This is a genomic window from Clostridium sp. Marseille-P2415 (assembly GCF_900155545.1).
Taxonomy (GTDB): Bacteria; Bacillota; Clostridia; order Lachnospirales; family Lachnospiraceae; genus Lacrimispora.
This window is the reverse complement of record NZ_LT732526.1, coordinates 1,037,141-1,061,200: the sequence shown is the minus strand read 5'-3', so window position 1 is coordinate 1,061,200 and position 24,060 is coordinate 1,037,141. Positions and strand designations below refer to the sequence as shown.

The window sequence follows — 24,060 nt, the reverse complement described above, 5'->3', positions numbered from 1 at the left end:
ATGAGATATTTGACATTTGCCCTGGCAAAAGGGCGCCTGGCGAAACAGTCACTTGAAATGTTTGAAAAAATCGGAATCACCTGCGAAGAAATGAAGGATAAGGATTCCCGAAAGCTGATCTTCACCAATGAGGAGCTGGGGATGCGCTTCTTTCTTGCAAAAGCCAGTGATGTACCCACTTATGTGGAATACGGTGCCGCCGATCTTGGCATAGTCGGTAAGGACACCATTCTGGAAGAAGGAAGAAAGCTGTATGAGGTCATGAATCTGGGAATCGGAAACTGCCGTATGTGCGTCTGCGGTCCCCAGTCAGCCGGCGAACTTTTAAAGCACCATGAAAGAATCCGTGTGGCCACCAAGTATCCGGCCATTGCGAAGGACTATTTTTACAATAAAAAGCATCAGACCGTGGAAATCATCAAGCTGAACGGTTCCATAGAGCTGGCACCCATCGTAGGGCTCTCCGAGGTCATCGTGGACATTGTGGAAACGGGAACCACACTGAGGGAAAACGGGCTTACCGTATTGGAGGAAATTTCTCCCCTTTCCGCCCGCATGGTGGTCAATCAGGTAAGCATGAAACGGGAGAATGACAGGATCACAAAGCTGATCCGTGATCTCCGTACCTTGCTGCAGGAGGAAAACCAATGAGGATTATAAAACTAGACGAAGCATCCAGACAGAATATACTTGCCGATCTGTTAAAAAGAGATCCGAACAATTATGACACCTATGCCGATACGGTAGAGAAGATCGTGGAAACGGTAAAGCGGGACCGGGATGAAGCTGTCTTTGCTTATACGAAGGAATTTGACCGGGCGGACATCAATGCTTCAAATGTACGGGTGACAGATGAGGAAATGAAAGAAGCCATGAAGGAAGTGGACCCGAAGCTTCTGGAAGTGATGAAAAAGTCCATGAAAAACATCCGTCAGTTTCACGAGAAGCAGAGACAGTACAGCTGGTTTGACAGTAAGGCGGATGGAACCATTCTGGGACAGAAGGTAACCCCTTTGGAAAGCGTGGGCGTCTATGTTCCGGGAGGGAAAGCGGCTTACCCGTCTTCGGTCCTGATGAATATCATTCCGGCAGAAGTGGCAGGCGTGGGCCGCATTGCCATGGTGACTCCTCCGGGGAAGGATGGAAAAGTGGACCCGGTTACCTTAACGGCAGCACATCTGGCAGGTGTCACCGAGGTTTACAGGGTAGGCGGAGCGCAGGCGGTGGCAGCACTGGCATTTGGAACGGAATCCATCCCCCGGGTCAGCAAAATTGTAGGACCTGGCAATATTTTTGTGGCCCTGGCCAAAAAGGCGGTTTACGGACATGTGAGCATAGACAGCATTGCAGGCCCCAGTGAGATCCTGGTCCTTGCGGATGAGAGCGCCAATCCGCGTTTTGTAGCGGCGGATTTATTATCTCAGGCAGAGCACGATGAACTGGCTTCCGCTATTTTGGTAACAACCAGTATGGAACTGGCAGAAAAAGTGTCTAAGGAAGCAGAAAACTTTACAAAGGAGCTGTCACGCGCTGAGATCATCCGGAAATCTCTCGATCATTACGGATACATTCTGGTGGCTGATACGATGAAAGAGGCCATTGCCACAGTCAATGAGATCGCTCCGGAGCATCTGGAGATCGTTACAAGAAATCCGTTTGAGGATATGACGAAAATTCACAACGCAGGGGCCATTTTTATCGGAGAGTACAGTTCCGAGCCGTTGGGGGATTACTTTGCCGGACCAAACCATGTGCTTCCCACCAATGGGACAGCTAAATTTTTCTCGGCACTAAGCGTCGATGACTATGTTAAAAAGTCCAGCATCATTTATTATTCCAGAGAGGCCCTGGAAGAGGTCCATAAGGATATAGAAGCGTTTGCTGAGGCTGAGCATCTGACCGCCCATGCAAATTCTGTGAAAGTACGGTTTGAAGGGCAGGAATCTTAAAGGAAAAGGGAGAAGAACGGAACATGGGACGAAGTGCAGACATTTCGCGGGTAACCCGGGAGACGGATATCCGGATAAAGCTTGACCTTGATGGCAGCGGAAAGGCTGAGATCGACACAGGAATCGGTTTTTTTGATCACATGCTGAACAGCTTTGCCCGTCATGGCTTTTTTGACTTAAATCTTATGGTAAAGGGGGATCTGGAGGTAGATACCCACCATACCATCGAAGATACCGGCATTGTTCTTGGGTCAGCCATCAGGCAGGCACTTGGAGATAAGAAATCCATAAAACGGTATGGCAGCATGATACTTCCTATGGATGAAACTCTGGTCCTCTGTGCCATCGACTTATCCGGCAGGCCGTATTTGGCTTATGATGTGCCGCTTACAGCCGAACGGGTAGGAGATTTTGAGACAGAGATGGCAAAGGAATTTTTCTATGCTGTTTCCTATGCATCGGAAATGAATCTGCATATCAGGAAGCTGGCAGGGGAAAATAATCACCATATCATCGAGGGAATGTTCAAAGCCTTTGCAAAGGCTTTGGATGAGGCGGCATTAACCGACCCCAGAATAACCGGAGTCCTGTCTGCCAAGGGAACATTGTAAAGGAGAATCCGTATGCAGCTTTATCCGGCAATTGATTTAAAAAACGGGCAGTGCGTCCGGTTGAAACAGGGTGAATTTAAAGAAATCACCGTATATTCCGATGCACCGGAAGAGGTAGCCGCCTTCTGGCAGTCCCAGGGAGCCACATTCCTCCATCTGGTGGACTTAGACGGCGCCCTGGCCGGGCGTTCTGTGAATGAGGATGTGATAAAAAAAATTGCGGCCGCGGTTTCCATACCGATTGAGATCGGAGGAGGCATCCGAAGCGAAGCCGCGATAGAATCCATGCTTTCCCTGGGGATTTCCAGGGTGATCATTGGAACGAAGGCAGCAGAGAATCCGGAATTTATCCGGGATATGGTGAAAAAGTTCGGGCAGGAACGGATTGTGGCAGGCGTGGATGCAAAGGACGGCATGGTAGCGGTAGAAGGCTGGGAAAAGATCAGCGGGATAACCGCATCAGAGCTTTGCAGCCGTATGAAGGCTTACGGTATCCGCCATATCGTTTACACCGATATATCCAGAGACGGGATGCTGACAGGACCTAATGTAGCCTATACGAAGAAACTGACAGAGGATACCGGGATGGATATTATCGCCTCAGGCGGTATGTCTTCCATGGAAGATTTAAGACAGCTTTATGAGTCAGGCGTTCATGGTGCGATCATTGGGAAGGCTCTGTATGAAAAACGGATTGATTTAAAAGAAGCCATAGATGCCTTTGAAAAACAGGACCATCAGGGGAGGAAATAATGATGGAATGTAAAAAAATAATTGCAGGTTTTGGAATTCGGGAGGGCAATGCCTTAAGACTTGATGATTTTAAGGTTTGTTATGAAAAAAGTCTTTTGGAATTGGCTTGCTTTTATGGTGACAGCGGAGCCGATGAACTTTTTATATACGATTTATCGGAGTCGGATGACGAACATGAACGGACAATCGGCCTTATAAAAGAAATTGCAAGACTTTCTGATGCTCCGGTAATTGCAGGAGGGAGAGTAAAGCGGCTGGAAGATATGAAGAAATATCTGTATGCAGGAGCAAAGGCAGCTTTTCTTGATGTAAGTCTGGATGAAAATGTGGATCTGATGAAAGAGGCAGCGGACCGGTTCGGCGATGATAAGATTTATGCTTATCTTCCGGACTGCTCATATCTGGAACGGACAAAGGAGTATGCCCAGCTCGGTGCTTCCATAATGATTTTGGGAGATACTGAAATTACAGAGGAAAAACTCAGGGCGGTTTCTGCCTGTGAGGAGATCTTTTTGATTACAGGCACCGGCACAGACGCCTCTCTGCCGTCACTGGTGCTTCAAAAGGATAATGCAGCCGGTTTTATCGGGGTTTTTGACGGGGAGTCCGGCTGTATGGATTTAAAACAGGATTTGAAAGCCCGGGGAATTGGAGTCGACACCTTTGAAAGCCCGGTAAGCTTTGACCGGTTTAAACATAATTCCGACGGGCTGATCCCGGTCATTGTACAGGATTACCGGACCGGAGAGGTGCTGATGCTGGCCTATATGAATGAAGAGGCTTTTCATGAAACCTTGAGAACCGGCCGTATGACCTATTACAGCAGGAGCCGGAAGAGCCTTTGGTTAAAAGGAGAGACCTCCGGCCATTATCAGTATGTAAAATCCCTTTCCCTGGATTGCGACAATGACACGCTGCTTGCAAAGGTGAACCAGATCGGGGCCGCCTGCCATACAGGGGCAAGAAGCTGTTTTTATCAGAATCTGGTGAAGAAAGAATATCAGGAAACCAATCCCCTTAAGGTGTTTGAAGAAGTATTTCAGGTAATACTGGACAGGAAGGCAAACCCGAAAGAGGGCTCCTACACCAATTACCTGTTCGATAAGGGAATGGATAAGATATTAAAGAAGCTGGGAGAAGAGGCTACGGAAATCATTATAGCAGCGAAAAATCCCAATCCTGAGGAAGTGAAATACGAAATCTCAGATTTCCTCTATCATATGATGGTGCTGATGGCACATAAGGGAGTGACCTGGGAAGACATAACCAGGGAGCTGGCCAACCGTTAGCCCGACAAAAACGCTGGGAAGTGAACAGAATTTCCCTGCGTTTTTTGTTTGTATACAACCATAGACAGTGTGACTGCTCTATGGTATAATGAAAAAATTGAGATTATGGGAGGCTATGAATATGAGAGAACAGATGTCCAGTAAAATGAAACGTATGACACAGCTATACCGCTGGGTAATACCGGTCATCTTGCTGTACGGCATTGCAATTTCCTTCTTTTTAGCAGGTCTGGGCCTGATGTTTATAGGAAATACAAAACCTGATGGGATGCCGGAAAAGTTTAACGTGTACAATGGGGAGGACATTTACAGCAGTTTAAAGGCAAAGATGATGACACGTGAATTTGCCTCCGATTTTAAGGAAACCAATCATTATTATTTTGCTTATGATGAGGAATTGCTGCCTTACATTGTACAGGTACATGGAGAACTTTCCGAAGAATGTTTAAAAGTTCAGTCATACCTGTATGATGAATCCGATGAAACGCCTGAGCCTGTGATGTTTTATGGCATGTCGGCTCCCATTGAGGATGATATCCGGGAATACGCAATAGAAAGCTACAACGACATGTGGGGCGAGGAGCTTGTAACAGAGGATAATTTTTCGGACTATTTTGGAGAATACTATCTGGATACGACCAGAAAGCCGGGATATCCGGTCGCAGATCATGTTTATTTGTTTTTTTCATTTACTTTCATGCTGGTGTCGATCGCAACCCTGCTTCTTGCATGGAATCTGAAAAGTCAAAAGTTAAAAAGAGGCCGTGCTACGCTGAAAGCCTGGCCGGAAGAAAATCTTCTTGCACTGGACAGGCAGCTTATGCAGGTCACTACGGCTGCTTATGAGAAAGAACGGCTATATTTGACAAATGATTATATCGTTACCAATGCAGAAGGATTTGAAATCATTCCGTATGGGGACATTGAGCGGGTCTACGATACGGTTACCGGCACAAGAAAACGTCTTATGGCGGAAACCAGGGACCAAAAGTACCATACTCTGGCGCTGGTAAAGGGTGCCGGACACAAAAATCAGGAAGCATTTCAGGAATTTGTCAATCAGGTCAAGAAGAAAATTGCGGTTAAAAAAGAAGAACTGCCGGAAAATCCACCGGCCGCAGAATATCAGACGGGCCTGGCGAATGCGGACATGGAAGCGCTCTTTCAAATGTCCGCGGCTCTGGATAAGAAACAGGGGAATATGTTTCTTGGAATCATCGGAGCACTGTTCGGATCCCTTGTAGGAGTAGGGCTGTGGGTTCTGATCGGCCAAATCGGATTTATTGCCGGAATTGCCGGATTTGTCATGCTGAAGCTTGCCTTAAGCGGTTATCAGAAGCTTGGGAGGTCATTGGATAAAAAGGGAGCTGTTATTTGTCTCATGATTGCAGCCGGAATGATACTGGGTGCCAATTTCCTGGATTATGCAGTTTCCATGGTGCGGGCATATTTCCAATATGAAGCAAGCTTTGAAACCCTGGCTTATGTTTTCCTGAATTTTGGCGGGCTGATGTCCGATATGGATTTGTGGAGGGGCTTTTTTCTTGATCTTGCTATCGGTTATGGCCTGTCTGTCTGGTCCAGCGCAAGCGCCATTAAGGAAATTTTGAGAATGTCGAATTGATAAAAAGAAAAATAGAAAAAGAGGCGATCCTATCATGTCAGAAGTTTTAAATCATTTTTTAAAGTATATATCCTTTGACACGCAGTCCAGGGATGGGGTGGAGGCTGTTCCCAGTACGGAAAAGCAGCGGGTACTGGCAAAGGAACTGGCCAATGAACTGCAGGCAATGAAGGCCGTAGATGTAAGAATTGACGAACACAGCTACGTTTATGCTACCATACCTGCTACCATGGAAAAAAAGGTTCCGGTTCTGGGTTTTATTACTCATATGGATACTTCACCTGCCTATTCCGGAGCGGATGTAAAACCAAAAATCGTAAGAAATTATGACGGCGGTGATATCCTGATGAATCAGGAAACCGGTTTGACCATGAAAGTCAGCGATTTTCCTGATCTTTTAAAATATAAGGGACAGAATATCATTACCACCGACGGAACCACTCTTCTGGGAGCGGATGACAAAGCCGGAGTGGCTGAAATCATGACTATGGCAGAATTTCTCCTGGCACATCCGGAGATTCCCCATGGAACGGTCCGCATTGGTTTCACACCGGATGAAGAGGTCGGCCGGGGTGCCGATTTCTTTGATGTAAAGGGGTTTGGCGCCGATGTGGCTTACACGGTTGACGGCGGCGGCTTAGGCGAACTGGAATATGAGAATTTCAATGCGGCATCAGCCAGGGTCATTGTTCACGGCTCCAGCATCCATCCGGGGTCTTCCAAAGGGAGAATGAGAAACGCACTGCTCATGGCAATGGAATTTCATAACATGCTGCCTGTTGCTGAGAACCCCATGTATACGGAAGGATATGAGGGATTTTACCATCTGGATTTGATGAGCGGAACGGTGGAAGAGGCCCGTCTGGAATATATAATCCGTGACCACAGCAGGGAAAAATTTGAAGCAAAAAAGGCATTTATGGAGCGGGCAGCTGAGTATTTAAATGACCGTTATCCGACCGGTACCGTGGAGCTGATCTTAAAGGACAGTTACTATAATATGAAGGAAAAAATAGAGCCCCATATGTACCTGATCGACATAGCAAAGGCAGCCATGGAAGAAATTGGGGTAGAGCCTCTGGTTACTCCGATCCGCGGAGGTACCGACGGAGCCCGTTTATCCTATGAGGGCCTTCCCTGTCCGAACCTGTGTACAGGCGGCTATAATTTTCATGGGAAATTTGAGTTCATACCGGTTCAATCCATGGAAAAGGTAGTGGAACTCCTTCTCAAGATCGTAGAAAAATTTACAGAAGGACAATAAAGATCGGTTTTATTGATTTGGCTTCAGGAGGATAAGCAATGATATCACAGGAAGTAAAGCAGTATATCAAAGAACACGAAAAAGAGGCATATGAGCTGTTAAAGACCATTGCCCGGATTCCGTCACCCTCGAACCAGGAAGAGAAGCGGATGGAGTTCTGTAAAAACTGGCTGGAAGCTGCGGGAGCTGAGGGGGTATATACCGATGAAGCGCTGAATGTGGTATACCCCTACTGTGTGACGGATGACAGGCCGGTGGTCATATTTATGGCACATATGGATGTCGTATTCCCGGATACCGCCCCTCTGCCTTTTAAGGAAGAGGACGGAAGGTTATGCTGCCCGGGCATCGGGGATGATACGGCAAACCTGGTAAATATCCTGCTGACTGCCAGATATCTGACACAGAAGCAGATCCGGCCAAAGGATGCGGGATTGGTATTTGTCTGCAACTCCGGCGAGGAAGGCCTGGGCAATTTAAAGGGAAGCCGAAAGATATGTGAGACCTACAAGGGGAAAATCAGAGCGTTTTACAGCCTGGACGGCGGGTTAGACGGAGTCGTGGACCGGGCTGTGGGCTCCAGCCGGTTCAAGGTGACTGTGAATACGGAAGGAGGGCATTCCTATGGCAGCTTCGGCAATGCCAACGCCATTCAAAAGCTGGCGGATCTGGTGGAGGAGATTTATCAGATTCAGGTGCCTAAGGAAGGAAAGACGACTTACAACGTGGGAACCATCGAAGGCGGAACCTCTGTTAATACCATTGCGCAGAATGCCAGTATGCTCTGCGAATTCCGTTCCGACAGCAGAAAGGGCCTGGAGTTCATGGCTAAGAAATTTGAGGAAATCTTTAATAAGGAGGGCGTGACCGTGGAAGTGACAGGGATAAGACCCTGTGAGAACCTTTCCGCGGAAGAAAACAGCAGGAGAGAAGCGCTTCTTTGCAGGGCAGAAGAGCTGCTGGAGCGTGTGACAGGAAAAAAAACGGTCAGACGTCCCGGCTCCACTGACTGCAATATCCCTCTGTCCATGGGGATTCCCAGCGTCTGCTACGGTACCTATTACGGAGATGGCGCACATACAAGGGAAGAGTACGTGGAAAAGGCTTCCCTGTCCATGGGGTATGAAGTTGCCTTTGAAACGGTACTGAGCTACTGCTGATTCATGGCTCAGGCAGAAGAGGGCAAAGCAGCGTCAGCCTTTCCGGGTCTCTTTAAAAATAATAAAAAGCTGAAAAACGCCTTATCCGTAAATTTTACATTTCGGGTAAGGCGTTTTTTAATCTTATCAAGGAAGTCCTTTTCTTTGATTCCTGGACAAATACTCATACCTTCTATTGACAATTTCAGGAATTGGAATATAATTGTTGTATATGCAATAGTTGCATTTGCAATTATTGCTTTAATAACTGACATGGGGAGCCTAACATGAAAAACTTATTGCATTATACCAAAAAATATAAAAAAGAATTCATTCTGGCAGTTATCTGCATTGAAGCAGAAACCATATTTGAATTAATAATTCCAATGATCATGGCTGATATCATAGATGTTGGTGTTGCCAACGGCGATAAGAATTATATCCTGCTAAAAGGCTGCCAAATGGTGATCTTTGCTATCATTTCTCTTGGTCTTGGACATGCATGTGCCCGGTATATCGCAATCTTTGGTAATGGCGTTGGTGCACAGATCCGGATCGCCGAGTTTCAGAAAATGCAGACGTATTCTTTCGCAAACACGGATCGTTTCAGCACTCCTTCTCTGGTAACCAGGCTCACAAGCGATATTACCACAATTCAGAATTCCATAGTAAGCGGAATGCGCCCTGGTTTCCGCTCGCCTGTCATGATGATGACAGCTATGATCGTTTCTTTTAAGCTAAATGCCGAACTGGCTGTGATATTTTTCATTGCAGCGCCAATACTGGCTATGATTTTATTTACCATTATCAAAAATGTAAGGCCGTTATATGCCAAAATGCAGGGAGCCATTGATCTTGTAAACCGGATCATACAGGAAAATCTGATAGCGATCCGTCTGGTGAAGGCTTACGTTCGGGGAGATCATGAATTAAATAAGTTCAAAGAGGGAAACGCGAACCTGCAGAGTTCCTCTGAAAAATCCTTCGCTCTGGCAGCCTTAAATATGCCTGCTTTGCAGTTTGTTATGTATGGGACCATATTGAGTATTTTGTGGTTCGGCGGAAATCTTGTTATGTTGGGCAATATGAAAGTCGGTGCTCTGACCAGCTTCTTAAGTTATGTGCTGCAGGTGCTGAATTCCCTTATGATGTTTTCCAATGTTTTTCTTTTGTTTACCCGTTCCTTAACATCATGGAGGAGAATTTCAGAGGTTCTCGAGGAGAAACCCATCATCAATGATGACCGTGCAAAGGATATTTATATTACTAACGGAAATATCCGTTTTGAAAACGTATCTTTTAAATACAAGGACAGCGCCAAAGAATATGTACTTTCCGATATTTCCTTTCAAATCAGTTCCGGTCAGACCATTGGCATCATTGGCCAGACAGGTGCTGCCAAAAGTACACTGGTACAGCTGATCCCAAGACTTTATGATGTGACATCGGGAAATATTTATATCGATGACCATCCGATCTACGAATATACACAGGATCATTTAAGAGATTCCATTGCCATGGTACTTCAAAAAAATACCCTTTTTTCCGGTACGGTAAAAGAAAATCTTTACTGGGGAAATGAGGATGCCACGGATGAAGAAATAGAAAGAGCCTGCAGCATTGCCTGCGTAAATGAATTTATTGACCGGCTGGATCATGGCTACGATACGGAGCTGGGGCAGGGCGGCGTCAATGTTTCAGGAGGTCAGAAGCAGCGGCTGTGCATAGCAAGAGCAATCCTGAAGGCTCCTAAGATCCTTATTTTGGACGACTCCACCAGCGCCCTTGACACTGCGACAGAGGCAAAAATAAGAGAAGGTCTGGAAAAAACGCTTCCGGACATGACAAAAATCATCATCAGTCAAAGGATCTCCTCTATCATGCATGCGGACCAGATTATCATCCTTGATGATGGAAAGATAAATGCCATCGGAACTCATGAGCAATTATTGGCCAATAATGAAATTTACCAGGATATTTATTATTCTCAGCAGAAAGGAGTCAGCCAGGCTTTATGAAAAATACCGGACATGCAAAACCCAAAAATACAAGAAAAACCCTTGTGCATCTTTTAAAATACATAGGACATTACAAATTCTCAATATTATTGATCGCAATTCTAGTATGCATCAGTGCACTTTCCGGAATTATGGGAACCTATTTGCTTAAGCCTGTTATGAATAAATATATTTTGCCTGGAGATATTTCCGGACTGATCCGGATGATTTTTCTGATGGGACTGATCTATCTGGCAGGAGCTCTGTCCTGTCTGTGCTATAACCGGATGATGGTCCACATTTCCCAGCAGGTGGTCAGCGATATCCGTATTGACTTGTTTCGCCATACCCAAAAGCTTCCTCTGAAATATTTTGATGCCCACACCCATGGAGATTTAATGAGCCATTTTACAAACGATGTGGATACGATCTCAGAAGCGCTCAACAACAGCTTCACATTATTGATCCAAAGCTTTATTACATCGGCAGGAACGGTTATCATGTTAATTCTGCTGGACTTCCGGCTTTCTCTGATTGTTGTATTTTTTCTCCTGATCATGTTAATATATATCCGGCACAATGGGAGACTGAGCAAAAAATATTTTACAGAACAGCAGAAAAATCTCGGCAATATAAATGGATTTGTTGAAGAAATGGTGGAAGGACAGAAGGTCGAAAAGATCTTTCGGCATGAGAAGCAGGATTTACGGAAATTTTGTGAGCTGACTGAAAAACTGAGGGAATCCTCCACGATGGCAACTACCTTTACCGGCATTACCATCCCAACGATCGTTTCCCTTTCTTACATTAATTATGCCGTTTCTGCCTGTATCGGGGGATTATTTGCGCTATCAGGACTTATTAATCTGGGAACACTGGCATCTTATCTGGTTTATGTCAGGCAAAGCGCCATGCCAATGAATCAGTTTACCATGCAGATTAATTTTCTTATGGTAGCACTTGCCAGTGCAGAAAAAATTTTTGATATGATGGAAGTAGAGCCGGAATCGGATGAAGGAACCGTTACCTTATGCAAAGCAGCCCGGGAGGAAGATGGCAGCCTTAAGGAAACGGATGCCTATACCGGTCTTTTTGCCTGGAAAGTGCCTGACCAGGATCATGGGTATCATCTGGTTCCGCTCAAAGGAGATGTCCGTTTCCATGATGTGGTGTTCGGATATACAAAGGGAAACACCATATTAAATGGCATTAGCCTGTATGCAAAGCCCGGCCAGAAAATAGCATTTGTCGGATCCACCGGTGCCGGTAAAACGACGATCATCAATCTGGTCAACCGATTCTATGAATTAAATGGTGGAACAATCACCTACGATGGAATTGATATCAAAAATATAAAAAAGGATGACTTAAGGCGTTCAATTTCCTTAGTCATTCAGGAAACGCACCTGTTTACCGGAAGCATTGCGGATAATATCCGGTATGGCCGGCTTAATGCTTCTGATGAAGATGTGTTGGCTGCTGCAAAGATCGCAAATGCGGATTCCTTTATAAGGCGTCTTCCCAATGGATACGATACTTTATTGGAAAGCGACGGCAGCAATTTATCACAGGGCCAGCGGCAGCTGATTGCCATAGCCAGAGCTGCCATATCCCAGCCTCCTGTCCTGGTTATGGACGAAGCTACCAGTTCCATTGACACCCGGACTGAAAAACTGATTGAAAAAGGCATGGATGCACTGATGAAAGACCGGACTGTATTCGTTATTGCCCATAGGCTCTCAACCGTCAGGAACTCCAACGCGATTCTGGTTCTTGAAAAAGGTGAGATCATTGAACGGGGCAGCCATGATGAATTGCTTCAGGAAAAGGGGAAGTATTATCAGCTGCATACAGGCCTGTTTGAACTGGAATAATGGATAAAAGAAAAGAGGTGAGGTATATGTTACGCCAAAATATAAGAGAACTGTTGATTCGTGAAGAAAAGGCAAGAAAACAGATTATTTCTCCGCTTCTGTCAAATATTGGATTAACGCCAGGGCAGGGTCAGGCCAGGATTTTATACTATCTTTTGCAGAAAGATCATATCACGCAAAAAGAAATTGCAGATAATTGTCATTTTGATACAGCCACCATGTCAAGGAATATTGATAAATTAGAGGATATGGGACTGCTCACAAGGGAAAATAATCCTGACAGCAGACGTTCCTTTCAGATCTGTCTCACGGAAAAAGGATTAACTGAGGCTGTGAAAATAAGAAAAGTTTTTGAAAGATTTGAGGATCTTGCATGTTGTGATATTGCAGAAGATGAAATAGCAATCTTTCGCAAGGTGTTAATGAAAATGTGCGAAAATTTGGAAGCCTATAAAAATTCCTGTGACCAATAAAAAATATTTTATATAAAATGGACCGTCAGTTTAATTCTGACGGTTTTTTTTATGGAAAATTACGTCCTTTGAGATAAAAAAGCCCTCTGGGCAGGATGCGTAGACGCAATCTTTGGAACCTGACAAGTCTAAAGATTGCTATTTTTTTAACTAAATGGCCGGAATTTTTGTATTCAAAAAGAATTTTATTGAAAATGACGGTTCTAAAACGGAATTAAAAGCAAAAATATGTCAAATGTCATATGAAAATCCTATCGTTCATGATAAATAATTAGTATTTTTCATTAATAATAAATGGAGTTAAAATAAAAAGCAGAAAGAATGTTAAAATTTTCACCATTAAATAAGTCGTAATTTTTGCCAGGGAGGTGTGCAAGTATGGATTGGAAAGAACTGTACATATCAAAGCTTAAAACCATGGAAGAAGCAGTGAAAATCATAAAATCCGGCGACAGGGTGGTAATCGGCCATGCGGCAGGGGAACCTGTAAAATTGGTGGATGCAATGGTAGATTATGCTGTAAAGGCCGGTCTGAAAGATATTGAAATTAACCAGCAGGTAGATATGGGGCACTCTCTTTACGCCCAGCCGGGAATGGAAAAACATTTCAGAGAAAACAGCTTATTTGTAGGCGTCAGAACCAGGGAATGTGTAAACAGCGGACGGGGAGATTTTACACCTTGCTTTTTTTATCAGATTCCGGATCTGTTCCGTTACTCGTTAAAGCCTAATGTACTTCTGGCTACCTTATCCCTGCCGGATGAGCACGGTTACTGCAGCTTCGGCGTATCCTGCGATTATACAAAACCTGCAGCAGAGATAGATGGGGTAAAGGTAATTGCGGTATTGAACACCAATATGCCCCGGACGCTGGGAGACAGCTTTATACATATCAGTAATATTGATGTGATCGTAGAAGATGACACGTCTGTGCCGGAACTGCCGATTCCTGAAATCGGGGATGTGGAGATGGCCATCGGCGAACATATTGCGTTTTTAGTAAAGGATGGAGATTGCCTGCAGCTGGGAATCGGTGCGATTCCGGATGCGGTTTTGAAATTCCTGGGCAACAAAAAGGATTTGGGGATCCATTCTGAAATGATATCGGACGGTGTTGTTGATTTATACGAGAAAGGCGTGATCAACTGCAGGGCGAAGAATTTTAACCGGGATAAGATGGTAGTGTCATTCCTCATGGGAAGCAGGCGGTTATATGATTTCGCAGATGATAACCCGTGCATTTATATGGCTCCTGTAGATTATGTCAATAACCCTGTGGTAATTGGCCGCAATGACAATCTGGTATCCATTAATTCATCTGTGGAAGTGAATTTAATGGGAGAGGCATGTTCGGAAGCCATGGGACTGAAACAGTTTTCCGGGGTCGGCGGACAGGTGGACTTTATCCGCGGAGCTTCCTTTTCAAAAGGAGGGCGTTCCATCCTCGCCTTTCCCTCGACGGCCAGGAAAGGAACCGTTTCAAAGATCGTGCCGTTTTTGACCCAGGGTGCAACCGTAACGACATGCAGAAATGATGTGGACTATATCGTGACGGAATACGGAATTGCCAGGATGAAAGGGCATACGCTGAGAGACAGAGCCCGCCAGCTCATCCGAATCGCAGCCCCTGAGTTTAAGGACGTCCTTGCGGAAGAATTTGAAAAACGGTTTGCTGAAAAATATCGGAAGGTGTAGAAAAACGGATTGGAGCGATATTTAAGCGGCATACTTTCTCATCGTGGTTATTCATAATGAACCTTCTTTTGAAATAGTCTATCAGTAGAAAGCTTGTCAATCAGGAATAGCAGACAGGCAAAAAATATGGGAGAAGGAAGCAATTGGTATGACTGCTAATTATGAATATTATAAAATTTTCTATTATGTAGCAAAGTATCAAAATTTCACAAGGGCTGCAAACGCCCTTTTAACAAGCCAGCCATCTATTACATGTTACATGCATAATCTTGAAAACGCATTGGGCTGCAAGCTGTTTATACGGTCAAGAAAAGGCGTTACTCTGACTACTGAGGGAGAACTGCTTTACAGTTATGTTGCTCCTGCCTGCAAAAAACTGATTCAAGGGGAAGAAGCGTTAAGAGAGAGCCTGGGAGAACAGCATGAGTGTATTAACGTGGGAGCTACGCAGATGGCCATGCACACCTATCTGTTAACAGTACTGAACCGGTTTCAGGAACGGTTTCCACAGGTCAAGCTGAACATTTTTAATTATAATACACCGCAGACGTTGAACGAACTGAAAGCCGGCAAGATTGATCTGGCCATTATCACAACGCCGTTTGACTGTAATCTGACATTAAAGGCTGTTAAAGTGAAACCCTTTAACAGCATATTGGTGGGAGGAAGCAGGTATGCGGAATACGGCACCGGGACCATGTATCTTTCGGAGCTTGCGAAGCTTCCGCTGATTACCATGTCCAGCACTACAACCACCTTTGCCTTTTTTCAGGAATTTTACCATTCTTGTGGTTTGACGATGCAGCCGGCCATTGAGGTGGCTGCAATTGATATGGTTCTTCCGGTAATCGCGAAAAACTTAGGGATCGGATTTGTTCCCGAAGAGCTGGCCCAGCCGGCGCTTGAGGAAGGTGAAATCGTAGAGATAAAGCTGTACGAACGGATACCAGAACGGTACATCTGTATAGTCAGCGATAACCGAAGCCCTTTAAGTTCGGCTGCAAAACAGCTGCAGTATATGCTGGAAGGTAAAGTGCAGCAGCAGTAACGGGAGAACAGGTTATGGTTATGGTAATTGTAAGAACATTTTAATATATCTAATTTAAGAGGAGGATTACAAATGGCAAAAAAAATTGTTTTAGCAGGCGCTTGCCGTACTGCGATCGGAAGCATGGGAGGAGCTTTAAGTACGGTTCCGCCCCAGGAACTGGGAGCAATCGTCATCAGGGAGGCCTTGAAGAGGGCAGGCGTTAAGCCGGAGCAGGTTGATCATGTATATATGGGATGTGTCATCCAGGCTGGTTTGGGACAGAACGTTGCCCGTCAGGCTTCCCTGAAAGCAGGGATTCCGGTTGAGACTCCGGCAGTTACCGTTAATGTTGTATGTGGTTCCGGTTTAAATTGCGTTAATTTGGCAGCTCAGTTGATTATGTGCGGGGAAGCGGACATTGTAGTTGCAGGAGGTACGGAAAATATGTCTTTTGCTCCGTATCTTTTAAAAAATGCGCGTTTCGGTTACCGTATGAACAATGGACAAATTATTGACAGCATGGTAAATGATGCATTATGGGATGCCTTTCATGATTACCATATGGGAATAACAGCTGAAAATGTAGGTGAAAAATGGGGGCTTAAAAGGGAAGAACTTGACAGGTTCGCCGCTTCCAGCCAGCAGAAAGCATGCGCGGCTTCGGAATCCGGCCGGTTCAAAGATGAAATCGTTCCGGTGGAAATCAAGAAGAAAAAAGAAACAATCGTATTTGATACGGATGAAGGCCTGCGTCCGGGAACCACAGAGGAAGGAATCGCAAAACTGCGCCCGGCATTTAAACAGGACGGCATGGTAACAGCAGCAAACGCATCCAGTATCAATGATGGCGCGGCAGCTATCGTGGTGATGAGTGAAGAAAAGGCAAAAGAGCTTGGAGTTAAGCCGATGGCAACATGGGTAGCAGGTGCTCTTGCCGGAGTGGCTCCGGAAATCATGGGCATAGGCCCGGTGGCCGCCACCAGGAAGGTTATGGATAAGACCGGAATGGACATTAAGGACTTCGATCTGATTGAGGCGAATGAGGCATTTGCAGCCCAGTCCCTGGCGGTAGCCCGTGAACTTAAATTTGATATGTCAAAAGTAAATGTGAATGGAGGCGCAATCGCCCTTGGACATCCGGTAGGTGCGTCAGGCTGCCGTATTCTTGTTACCCTTTTGCATGAAATGGAAAAACGCGATGCGAAAAAGGGGCTGGCAACCCTTTGTATCGGCGGCGGCATGGGATGCGCGACGATTGTTGAACGTGACTGATAAATCAAGAATCTATGCAGGGGAACTATCATCAGGAAAAGTAAAATTGAGGTGTTAAAAGTATGGAGTTTATTATGTATGAGGCGGAAGGACAGGTGGGAATCATTACGATCAACCGTCCCAAAGCGTTGAACGCGTTAAACAAACAGGTTTTGGAAGAACTTGATATGGCCCTTAACAGCGTTGATCTAGATACGGTCAGAGCTTTGATTATTACAGGGGCCGGAGATAAATCTTTTGTGGCCGGTGCGGACATCGCCGAGATGAGTACTCTGACCAGGGAGGAAGGAGAAGCGCTCGGAAAAAAAGGAAATGAAGTATTCCGCAGACTGGAAACATTTCCGGTTCCGGTCATAGCGGCAGTCAATGGATATGCTCTTGGAGGCGGCTGCGAAATATCCTTAAGCTGCGATATTCGCATCTGTTCCGACAACGCGGTATTCGGTCAGCCTGAGGCTGGGCTGGGCATTACTCCCGGCTTTGGCGGAACTCAGAGGCTGGAGAGGATCATCGGAGTGGGTATGGCAAAACAGATGATTTATACTGCAAGAAATATAAAGGCAGAAGAAGCTTACAGGATCGGCCTTGTAAATGCCGTATATCCGCAGGAGGAACTTCTGGGAGCGGCCAGGAAGATGGCAGAGGAAATTGCAAAAAATGGGCCGATTGCAGTGAGAAATTGCAAGAAGGCAATGAATGACGGCCTTCAGATGAACATGGACCAGGCAATCGTGATAGAAGAAAAGCTGTTTGGTGCCTGCTTTGAAACCCATGACCAGAAAGAAGGGATGAGCTCATTTCTTGAAAAGAGAAAAGAAAAAAATTTCATTAATAAATAAGAACACGGAGCGGTTGGCCCGGATACATATAAAAGTTTAAGGAGGACTACATCATGAAGGTTGGCATTATTGGTGCCGGAACTATGGGTTCAGGAATTGCCCAGGCATTTGCCCAGGTAGAAGAATATGAAGTGTGCTTATGCGATATTAACGAAGAATTCGCTTCAAATGGAAAGAAAAAGATTGCCCGTGGTTTTGAAAAGAGGATTGCCAAAGGCAAGATGACACAGGAAGCGGCAGATGCGGCTCTGTCAAGGATTACAACAGGCGTAAAGGATATTTGTACGGACTGTGATCTGGTTGTGGAAGCGGCTGTAGAGAATCTGGCCATCAAAAAACAGACTTTTAAGGAACTTCAGGACATTTGTAAAAAGGACTGTTTGTTTGCAACAAATACCTCATCGCTCTCGATCACGGAAATCGGTGCCGGGCTTGACCGGCCGGTTGCAGGTATGCACTTTTTCAATCCTGCACCGGTCATGAAGCTGGTGGAGGTGACAGCAGGCTTAAATACCCCGGCGGAGACGGTTGACATCATCAAGAAAATAGCGGAGGAGATCGGTAAGGTTCCGGTACAGGTAGAAGAAGCAGCCGGATTTGTAGTAAACAGGATTCTCATCCCCATGATCAATGAGGGAATTGGTATCTATGCAGATGGGATTGCCAGCGCTCAAGGCATTGATAATGCGATGAAACTGGGGGCGAATCATCCAATGGGACCGCTGGCCTTAGGCGACTTGATCGGCCTTGATGTGGTGCTTGCCATCATGGAAGTGCTTCAGGCAGAAACCGGAGACCCAAAGTACCGCCCTCATCCGCTGTTAAGAAAAATGGTACGCGGCGGCAAATTGGGCCAAAAAACCGGTATGGGTTTTTACGATTATAGAAAATAACTGAAATTATCCAGCCTCCTTCAAAAAAACTGAATCAGGCTGGATAATGCAATTAGAAAATGGAGGAGCAGAACATGGACTTTAGTTTATCAAAAAAACATCTTCTCGCACAATCCCTGTACAGGAGCTTTGCCGAAAATGAAGTAAAGCCATTGGCACAGGAAGTTGACGAGACAGAGGAATTTCCGGGATCAACGGTAGAAAAACTGGCAAAGTATGGCATGCTGGGTATCCCGGTTCCGAAGGAATATGGAGGTCAGGGCTGCGATCCTCTTACATACGTAATGTGTGTGGAGGAGCTTGCCAGGGTATGCGCAACCACTTCTGTTATTGTATCCGCCCATACATCCCTGTGTATTGATCCGATTCTTACATATGGTACGGATGCACAGAAACAGAAATACGTTCCCGATCTTGCTTCCGGAAGAAAGCTTGGTGCTTTCGGACTGACGGAACCAGGGGCTGGAACCGACGCTCAGGGACAGCAGACAAAAGCAGTTTTAGATGGGGATCAGTGGGTGTTAAATGGTTCCAAATGTTTTATCACCAATGGAAAAGAGGCAGATGTTTACATCATCATTGCTGTGACCGGTATAATTGAAAAGCGGGGGAAAAAACTGAAGGAAATTTCTTCTTTTATCGTGGAAAAGGGCACACCTGGCTTTTATTTTGGAACAAAAGAAAAGAAAATGGGTATCCGTGGTTCCTCAACCTACGAATTGATTTTTACTGACTGCCGCATTCCGAAAGAAAACCTATTGGGATTGCAGGGAAAAGGTTTTAATATTGCCATGCATACCCTGGACGGCGGACGCATCGGTATTGCCGCCCAGGCCCTGGGGCTTGCGGAAGGAGCGCTTGAATCCGCTGTAAAATATGTTAAGGAAAGAAAACAGTTTGGCCGTACCATCGGCCAGTTCCAGAATACTCAGTTTCAGTTGGCTGATATGGCAACAAAGGTTGAAGCAGCAAAGATGCTTGTATATAAGGCGGCCATGGCAAAGGCTACCCAGAAGATATACAGCGTAGAGGCGGCTATGGCGAAATTATACGCCACTGAAGCTGCTATGGATGTGACGACAGAGGCTGTCCAGCTTCATGGCGGTTACGGATATATCAGGGATTATGGTGTGGAGCGCATGATGCGTGATGCTAAGATTACGGAAATCTACGAAGGGACCTCGGAAGTTCAGCGTATGGTTATTTCCGGGGATATTTTGAAATAGGAGGACTTGTCATGAAAATTGTTGTTTGTATAAAACAGGTACCTGATACAAAAACCGGGGTAAAATTCAATCCGGATGGTACTCTGGACCGAGGTGCAATGTCAGCGATCATGAATCCGGATGATAAAGCAGGACTTGAGGCAGCCTTAAGATTAAAAGAACAATACGGGGCAGAAGTAACAGCGATCACCATGGGGCTTCCTAAAGCGGATGAAGTCTTGCGCGAGGCATTGGCCATGGGGGCGGATAAAGGGATTTTAATAACCGACAGGGTATTGGGAGGAGCCGATACATGGGCCACCTCCTCAACATTGGCCGGTGCGATCAGAAACCTGGAATATGATTTGATCATTACAGGACGTCAGGCCATTGATGGAGATACGGCCCAGGTCGGGCCTCAGATTTCCGAGCATTTGAATATTCCGGTCATCTCCTATGCCCAGAAAATCCAAATGGAAGGTGACAGCGTTATTGTCGAGCGGCAGTTTGAGGACAGATACCACGTTCTCAAGGCAAAGATGCCCTGCCTCATCACAGCACTCTCAGAATTAAATAAGCCCCGTTACATGACTCCCGGCGGGATATTTGATGCTTATGATGCGGACATCACGGTATGGGGAAGACAGGATCTAAAAGATGTGTCTGACAGTAACATTGGATTAAAAGGTTCTCCTACCCAGATTGCCAAGGCTTCCGATAAAGTGAGAAAAGGAAAAGGAGAAGTGGTGAACTTAGATCCACAGGAATCCGTCGCATATATTATGGGAAAATTAACTGAAAGGCATATCATTTAATTGAAAAGAAAGGTGGTGAACAGAATGGGGTTAGAAGAATATAGAGGCGTATATATTTTTGCGCAGCAGGCGGACAATCAATTAAACTGCATTGCTTTCGAATTACTTGGGAAAGCAAAAGATCTTGCAGAGGATTTAAATACTGATGTAACAGCAGTGCTTATTGGATCCGGCGTTAAGGGACTGGCTGATGAACTGGCTGCATATGGAGCACAAAAGGTCATTGTGGTGGATGATCCGGAGCTGAAAGATTACAGGACGGAGCCCTATGCCCATGCTCTTGCTTCCGTGATCAGGAACTATAAGCCGGAAATTGTTTTGATAGGAGCAACTGCCATTGGAAGGGACTTGGGGCCGCGGGTGTCCGCCAGAGTTGCTACAGGGCTTACGGCTGATTGTACGAAACTGGAAATCGGGGATTTCCCGCTGAATCCGATCTCTGGCAGGGAGCAGAAGCATAATCAGCTTCTGATGACACGACCGGCTTTTGGCGGCAATACCATAGCTACCATCGCCTGCCCGAACCACCGTCCTCAGATGGCTACGGTCCGTCCGGGCGTGATGCGTGCGATCGAAAGAATAGACGGGGCAAAGGCTTCGGTTGAAGCGTTTAATCCGGGCTTTACACAGAACCGGAATTATGTAGAGATCCTGGATGTTGTCAAATCTGTAAATGAAACAGTGGATATCATGGATGCCAATATCCTCGTGTCAGGCGGACGCGGCATGGGATGCCCGGAAAACTTCCGTGTTCTGGAAGAATTGGCCGGCGCACTCGGAGGTGAGGTCAGCTGCTCACGAGCCGTTGTGGATGCGGGCTGGAAGCCGAAGGATATGCAGGTCGGCCAGACCGGCAGGACGGTTCGCCCCAATGTATATATTGCGATTGGAATTTCCGGGGCGATTCAGCATGTGGCAGGCATGGAAGAGTCTGATCTGATTATTGCAATCAATAAGGATGAGAGCGCTCCCATTTTTGAGGTCGCTGATTACGGTATTGTTGGAGATTGGAAGAAAATAGTACCGGAGATGACGAAGCAGCTTCTGGCTGCAAAGGCCGGAAAGTAAAAAATACCCGATTATAGTAGCTGATTTTATTGAAACCGGAGAGATTCGCAATCTCTCCGATTTTTTTATCTGTTTCAATCTGTGTATGCAATTCAGAAAATAGTACCATAAAATAAATATGTTGAAAATTAATAAAATATGAAATACAATAAAACTATAACATGTTTGTCAGGAGATCAAAAGTGATTAAATTTACAGTTATTACTATTAAAAGTGAGAGAGATTATGATGAAGTACTAAAAAGGGAAATCCCTACATATTTAATAGATAATGATGTAATAGAGCGTTTAAGAAATTATGTGGGTTTGAAGTGTGATACCATCACGATAGAATATCCATATTATGATAGCGATTATTTAAGTACATATTACGAACATTATTCACAGAAATTTAAAAAATATGAAAAATGCTGTTGTAGACTACACTTGGAAAAGGCTGATAATTATTATGGTTATATCACATTACGTCCGACTGTTAGTGGGACAAAGCTTGGAAAAACTTATATTGATCCCCATTTGTTACTGGATAAAGAAGCATATTTAATGCTTGAAAAATATGAAGCCCATATTTCAGGACAAAATTTTGATATTAAATGCTTTCCCTGGCAGCGCCAGCAAACTGATATTTCAGTCTGTGCGCACACAGCTACATGGACCGTAATCCGATATTTTGGAAACAAATATAAGAATTATGCGGATACAACAATAGGAAGCATCGTAGAAAAAATAAAAAATGATTGGGGAAGGAAAACACCTTCCTTAGGATTGAATCCAGTTCAAATTTCTGATATCTTCAAAGAGTATGGTTTCAGTCCCTTAATAGTGGGAGGAGAAAAACGAATTGATTACCAATTTATTGATGAAATAATGTCGTATATTGAATCAGGACTCCCGATGGTAGGTTTTTTATCACCATTAGAACATGCAATATCCATCATTGGACATGGCAAAATCAATTATAGCATATTAGAGAATACGGAAATGATAGAACAACTAGCAGATAAAGAGGTAAAAGTCATACCTCATACAAGGCTGATAAGTTCAATTTATGTAATGGATGATCGATATTTTCCTTATATGGAGGTTCCAGTAGGTTTACCAAATAAGGAAAGTGATGTAGAATATGGAATTAATGAGCTATATTATGCAGTTGTACCTTTATACAACCAGATGCAATTAGTATATAGTGAAGTATATGCACGTATGCTAACATGGATTAAGGCGAAAGTAATGAATTGGGAAGAAATAAATGTATGCAGAATATACATTGCATCTTCTAATTCATTAAAGCGTAATGCCGCAGAATCCGAAACGATGACTCAGGAACTAAAAGATGCTGTAATTAATCTTTCATTACCAAAGTTTGTATGGTGTATCGATTTATCTGGAATAGAAAACTATAAAAATCATCTGACATCAGGTAAAATCATTATTGATGCGACCAGTGCAACCTGGGAAGCCGAACCGTGGATATTACGGCATGATTTGGAAAGAATTGAATATAGAGATTATGATAATGATCCGAATATTGTTTATTCTGTAAAGGTAAAGATGAATCCATATAGAATGTACACGAATAATCTTGAACAGATATATTAGGAGGAAATATAAATGTCAAGTTACATTGCGCCAGAGTATACGGCAATTGAAAATATGCTTAAATCATTTGTAAAAGAGCATGAGTTAGATATGGTAACGGTTAATAGTTTGATTCGTGGAAGTATGGAATTATTAGAACCAGAACCACCAACAGCTTCAGTGGCAATATTAGATTCCAAAGATATGTCATCCGCAGTGAGTGTAAAACCTAGTAATATAAGAATTAATTTAAAATTTGCATTTAATTCAATATTTTCATTTAAGTCATTACTCGATGCGAAAGGAATATGGCTGGTATTGACATTATTAAAGGCAATTGTATTTCTTATCTCTGACATGGAGGTCAAGCTTAATGAAAATGAGGCAGTAGTTTTATTTAGCTTATATAGATTGCGTAGTGCAACGTGCGAAGAAATTATTGATTACATTGAAACAGTTAAGACGGAGGAAATTAATATCGAAATTAATAAAAAAGATGTAAAGACGGCATTGAGTAAACTTGAAAAAATTGGTACAATTAAGTTAGAAGCTGGAAAATATAGCATGTGTGAAGCAATCCTGATTCGGAAACACTAACTTAGAAACACGCTTTGCGAGTTTCTAAGTTATCGCGGCAGTCGCCAGATGCAAGCCAGCTTGTATTTGGCTCGTTGCCCGCGTAAATACAAATTA

22 protein-coding genes are annotated in these 24,060 nt (G+C 44.6%); 21 read left to right on the top strand and 1 reads right to left on the bottom strand.

Annotated elements, in window-relative coordinates; translation table 11 throughout:
* The 8 genes from hisG (at position 1) to BQ9856_RS09875 (ending at position 8,650) form a co-directional block, all read left to right on the top strand.
* Positions 1–651 (top strand): ATP phosphoribosyltransferase, encoded by a 651-nt coding sequence (hisG, locus tag BQ9856_RS09910; protein ID WP_077610889.1) that lies wholly within the window; start codon positions 1–3, stop codon positions 649–651.
* Positions 648–1,949: a histidinol dehydrogenase gene (hisD, locus tag BQ9856_RS09905; RefSeq protein ID WP_077610888.1), complete on the top strand. Its 1,302-nt coding sequence runs from the start codon at positions 648–650 to the stop codon at positions 1,947–1,949. The genes hisG and hisD overlap by 4 nt, the downstream gene beginning before the upstream one ends.
* Positions 1,950–1,972: 23 nt before the next feature.
* Entirely contained in the window at positions 1,973–2,560 is a 588-nt protein-coding gene (gene hisB / locus BQ9856_RS09900; protein ID WP_077610887.1) for an imidazoleglycerol-phosphate dehydratase HisB, read from the top strand.
* Between the two features lie 12 nt (positions 2,561–2,572).
* Complete coding sequence (hisA, locus tag BQ9856_RS09895; RefSeq protein ID WP_077610886.1) at positions 2,573–3,313, top strand: 1-(5-phosphoribosyl)-5-[(5-phosphoribosylamino)methylideneamino]imidazole-4-carboxamide isomerase; 741 nt, start codon at positions 2,573–2,575, stop codon at positions 3,311–3,313.
* Complete coding sequence (hisIE, locus tag BQ9856_RS09890; RefSeq protein WP_077610885.1) at positions 3,313–4,602, top strand: bifunctional phosphoribosyl-AMP cyclohydrolase/phosphoribosyl-ATP diphosphatase HisIE; 1,290 nt, start codon at positions 3,313–3,315, stop codon at positions 4,600–4,602. Before hisA ends, hisIE begins: the two co-directional genes overlap by 1 nt.
* A gap of 121 nt (positions 4,603–4,723) precedes the next feature.
* Entirely contained in the window at positions 4,724–6,226 is a 1,503-nt protein-coding gene (locus BQ9856_RS09885; protein WP_077610884.1) for a hypothetical protein, read from the top strand.
* 34 nt (positions 6,227–6,260) lie between these two features.
* Positions 6,261–7,490 carry a peptidase T gene (gene pepT, locus BQ9856_RS09880; protein ID WP_077610883.1) on the top strand — a complete coding sequence of 410 codons (1,230 nt, stop codon included), beginning with the start codon at positions 6,261–6,263 and terminating at the stop codon, positions 7,488–7,490.
* Between the two features lie 38 nt (positions 7,491–7,528).
* Complete coding sequence (locus BQ9856_RS09875; RefSeq protein ID WP_442855517.1) at positions 7,529–8,650, top strand: M20/M25/M40 family metallo-hydrolase; 1,122 nt, start codon at positions 7,529–7,531, stop codon at positions 8,648–8,650.
* Positions 8,651–8,658: 8 nt separating this feature from the next.
* Here BQ9856_RS09875 and BQ9856_RS24200 read toward each other — a convergent pair whose 3' ends face one another.
* Positions 8,659–8,904: a hypothetical protein gene (locus BQ9856_RS24200; protein ID WP_139348677.1), complete on the bottom strand. Its 246-nt coding sequence runs from the start codon at positions 8,902–8,904 to the stop codon at positions 8,659–8,661.
* Between the two features lie 12 nt (positions 8,905–8,916).
* Here BQ9856_RS24200 and BQ9856_RS09870 point away from each other — a divergent pair, with 12 nt between their 5' ends.
* From BQ9856_RS09870 to BQ9856_RS09810, 13 genes are all read left to right on the top strand, one after another.
* Positions 8,917–10,647, top strand: a complete 1,731-nt coding sequence (locus tag BQ9856_RS09870; protein WP_077610882.1) for an ABC transporter ATP-binding protein — start codon at positions 8,917–8,919, stop codon at positions 10,645–10,647.
* Positions 10,644–12,500, top strand: a complete 1,857-nt coding sequence (locus BQ9856_RS09865) for an ABC transporter ATP-binding protein (RefSeq protein ID WP_077610881.1) — start codon at positions 10,644–10,646, stop codon at positions 12,498–12,500. The genes BQ9856_RS09870 and BQ9856_RS09865 overlap by 4 nt, the downstream gene beginning before the upstream one ends.
* Positions 12,500–12,973 carry a MarR family winged helix-turn-helix transcriptional regulator gene (locus BQ9856_RS09860; protein WP_235839184.1) on the top strand — a complete coding sequence of 158 codons (474 nt, stop codon included), beginning with the start codon at positions 12,500–12,502 and terminating at the stop codon, positions 12,971–12,973. The genes BQ9856_RS09865 and BQ9856_RS09860 overlap by 1 nt, the downstream gene beginning before the upstream one ends.
* 378 nt (positions 12,974–13,351) lie before the next feature.
* On the top strand, positions 13,352–14,668 hold the full coding sequence (locus tag BQ9856_RS09855) for an acetyl-CoA hydrolase/transferase family protein (protein WP_077610879.1): 1,317 nt from the start codon (positions 13,352–13,354) through the stop codon (positions 14,666–14,668).
* Between the two features lie 148 nt (positions 14,669–14,816).
* Positions 14,817–15,716 (top strand): LysR family transcriptional regulator, encoded by a 900-nt coding sequence (locus BQ9856_RS09850; RefSeq protein WP_077610878.1) that lies wholly within the window; start codon positions 14,817–14,819, stop codon positions 15,714–15,716.
* Between the two features lie 72 nt (positions 15,717–15,788).
* On the top strand, positions 15,789–16,970 hold the full coding sequence (locus BQ9856_RS09845) for an acetyl-CoA C-acetyltransferase (RefSeq protein ID WP_077610877.1): 1,182 nt from the start codon (positions 15,789–15,791) through the stop codon (positions 16,968–16,970).
* 62 nt (positions 16,971–17,032) lie between these two features.
* Positions 17,033–17,809 (top strand): enoyl-CoA hydratase-related protein, encoded by a 777-nt coding sequence (locus BQ9856_RS09840; RefSeq protein WP_077610876.1) that lies wholly within the window; start codon positions 17,033–17,035, stop codon positions 17,807–17,809.
* Positions 17,810–17,862: 53 nt separating this feature from the next.
* Complete coding sequence (locus tag BQ9856_RS09835; protein WP_077610875.1) at positions 17,863–18,702, top strand: 3-hydroxyacyl-CoA dehydrogenase NAD-binding domain-containing protein; 840 nt, start codon at positions 17,863–17,865, stop codon at positions 18,700–18,702.
* Positions 18,703–18,776: 74 nt separating this feature from the next.
* Positions 18,777–19,928, top strand: coding sequence for an acyl-CoA dehydrogenase (locus tag BQ9856_RS09830; protein WP_077610874.1), 1,152 nt, complete (start codon positions 18,777–18,779; stop codon positions 19,926–19,928).
* Between the two features lie 11 nt (positions 19,929–19,939).
* Entirely contained in the window at positions 19,940–20,722 is a 783-nt protein-coding gene (locus tag BQ9856_RS09825; protein ID WP_077610873.1) for an electron transfer flavoprotein subunit beta/FixA family protein, read from the top strand.
* A 24-nt stretch (positions 20,723–20,746) separates the two neighbouring features.
* Positions 20,747–21,790 carry an electron transfer flavoprotein subunit alpha/FixB family protein gene (locus BQ9856_RS09820; protein WP_077610872.1) on the top strand — a complete coding sequence of 348 codons (1,044 nt, stop codon included), beginning with the start codon at positions 20,747–20,749 and terminating at the stop codon, positions 21,788–21,790.
* A gap of 182 nt (positions 21,791–21,972) precedes the next feature.
* Positions 21,973–23,388 carry a hypothetical protein gene (locus tag BQ9856_RS09815; protein WP_077610871.1) on the top strand — a complete coding sequence of 472 codons (1,416 nt, stop codon included), beginning with the start codon at positions 21,973–21,975 and terminating at the stop codon, positions 23,386–23,388.
* Positions 23,389–23,400: 12 nt separating this feature from the next.
* On the top strand, positions 23,401–23,964 hold the full coding sequence (locus BQ9856_RS09810) for a hypothetical protein (protein ID WP_077610870.1): 564 nt from the start codon (positions 23,401–23,403) through the stop codon (positions 23,962–23,964).
* The last annotated feature ends 96 nt before the right edge of the window (positions 23,965–24,060 follow it).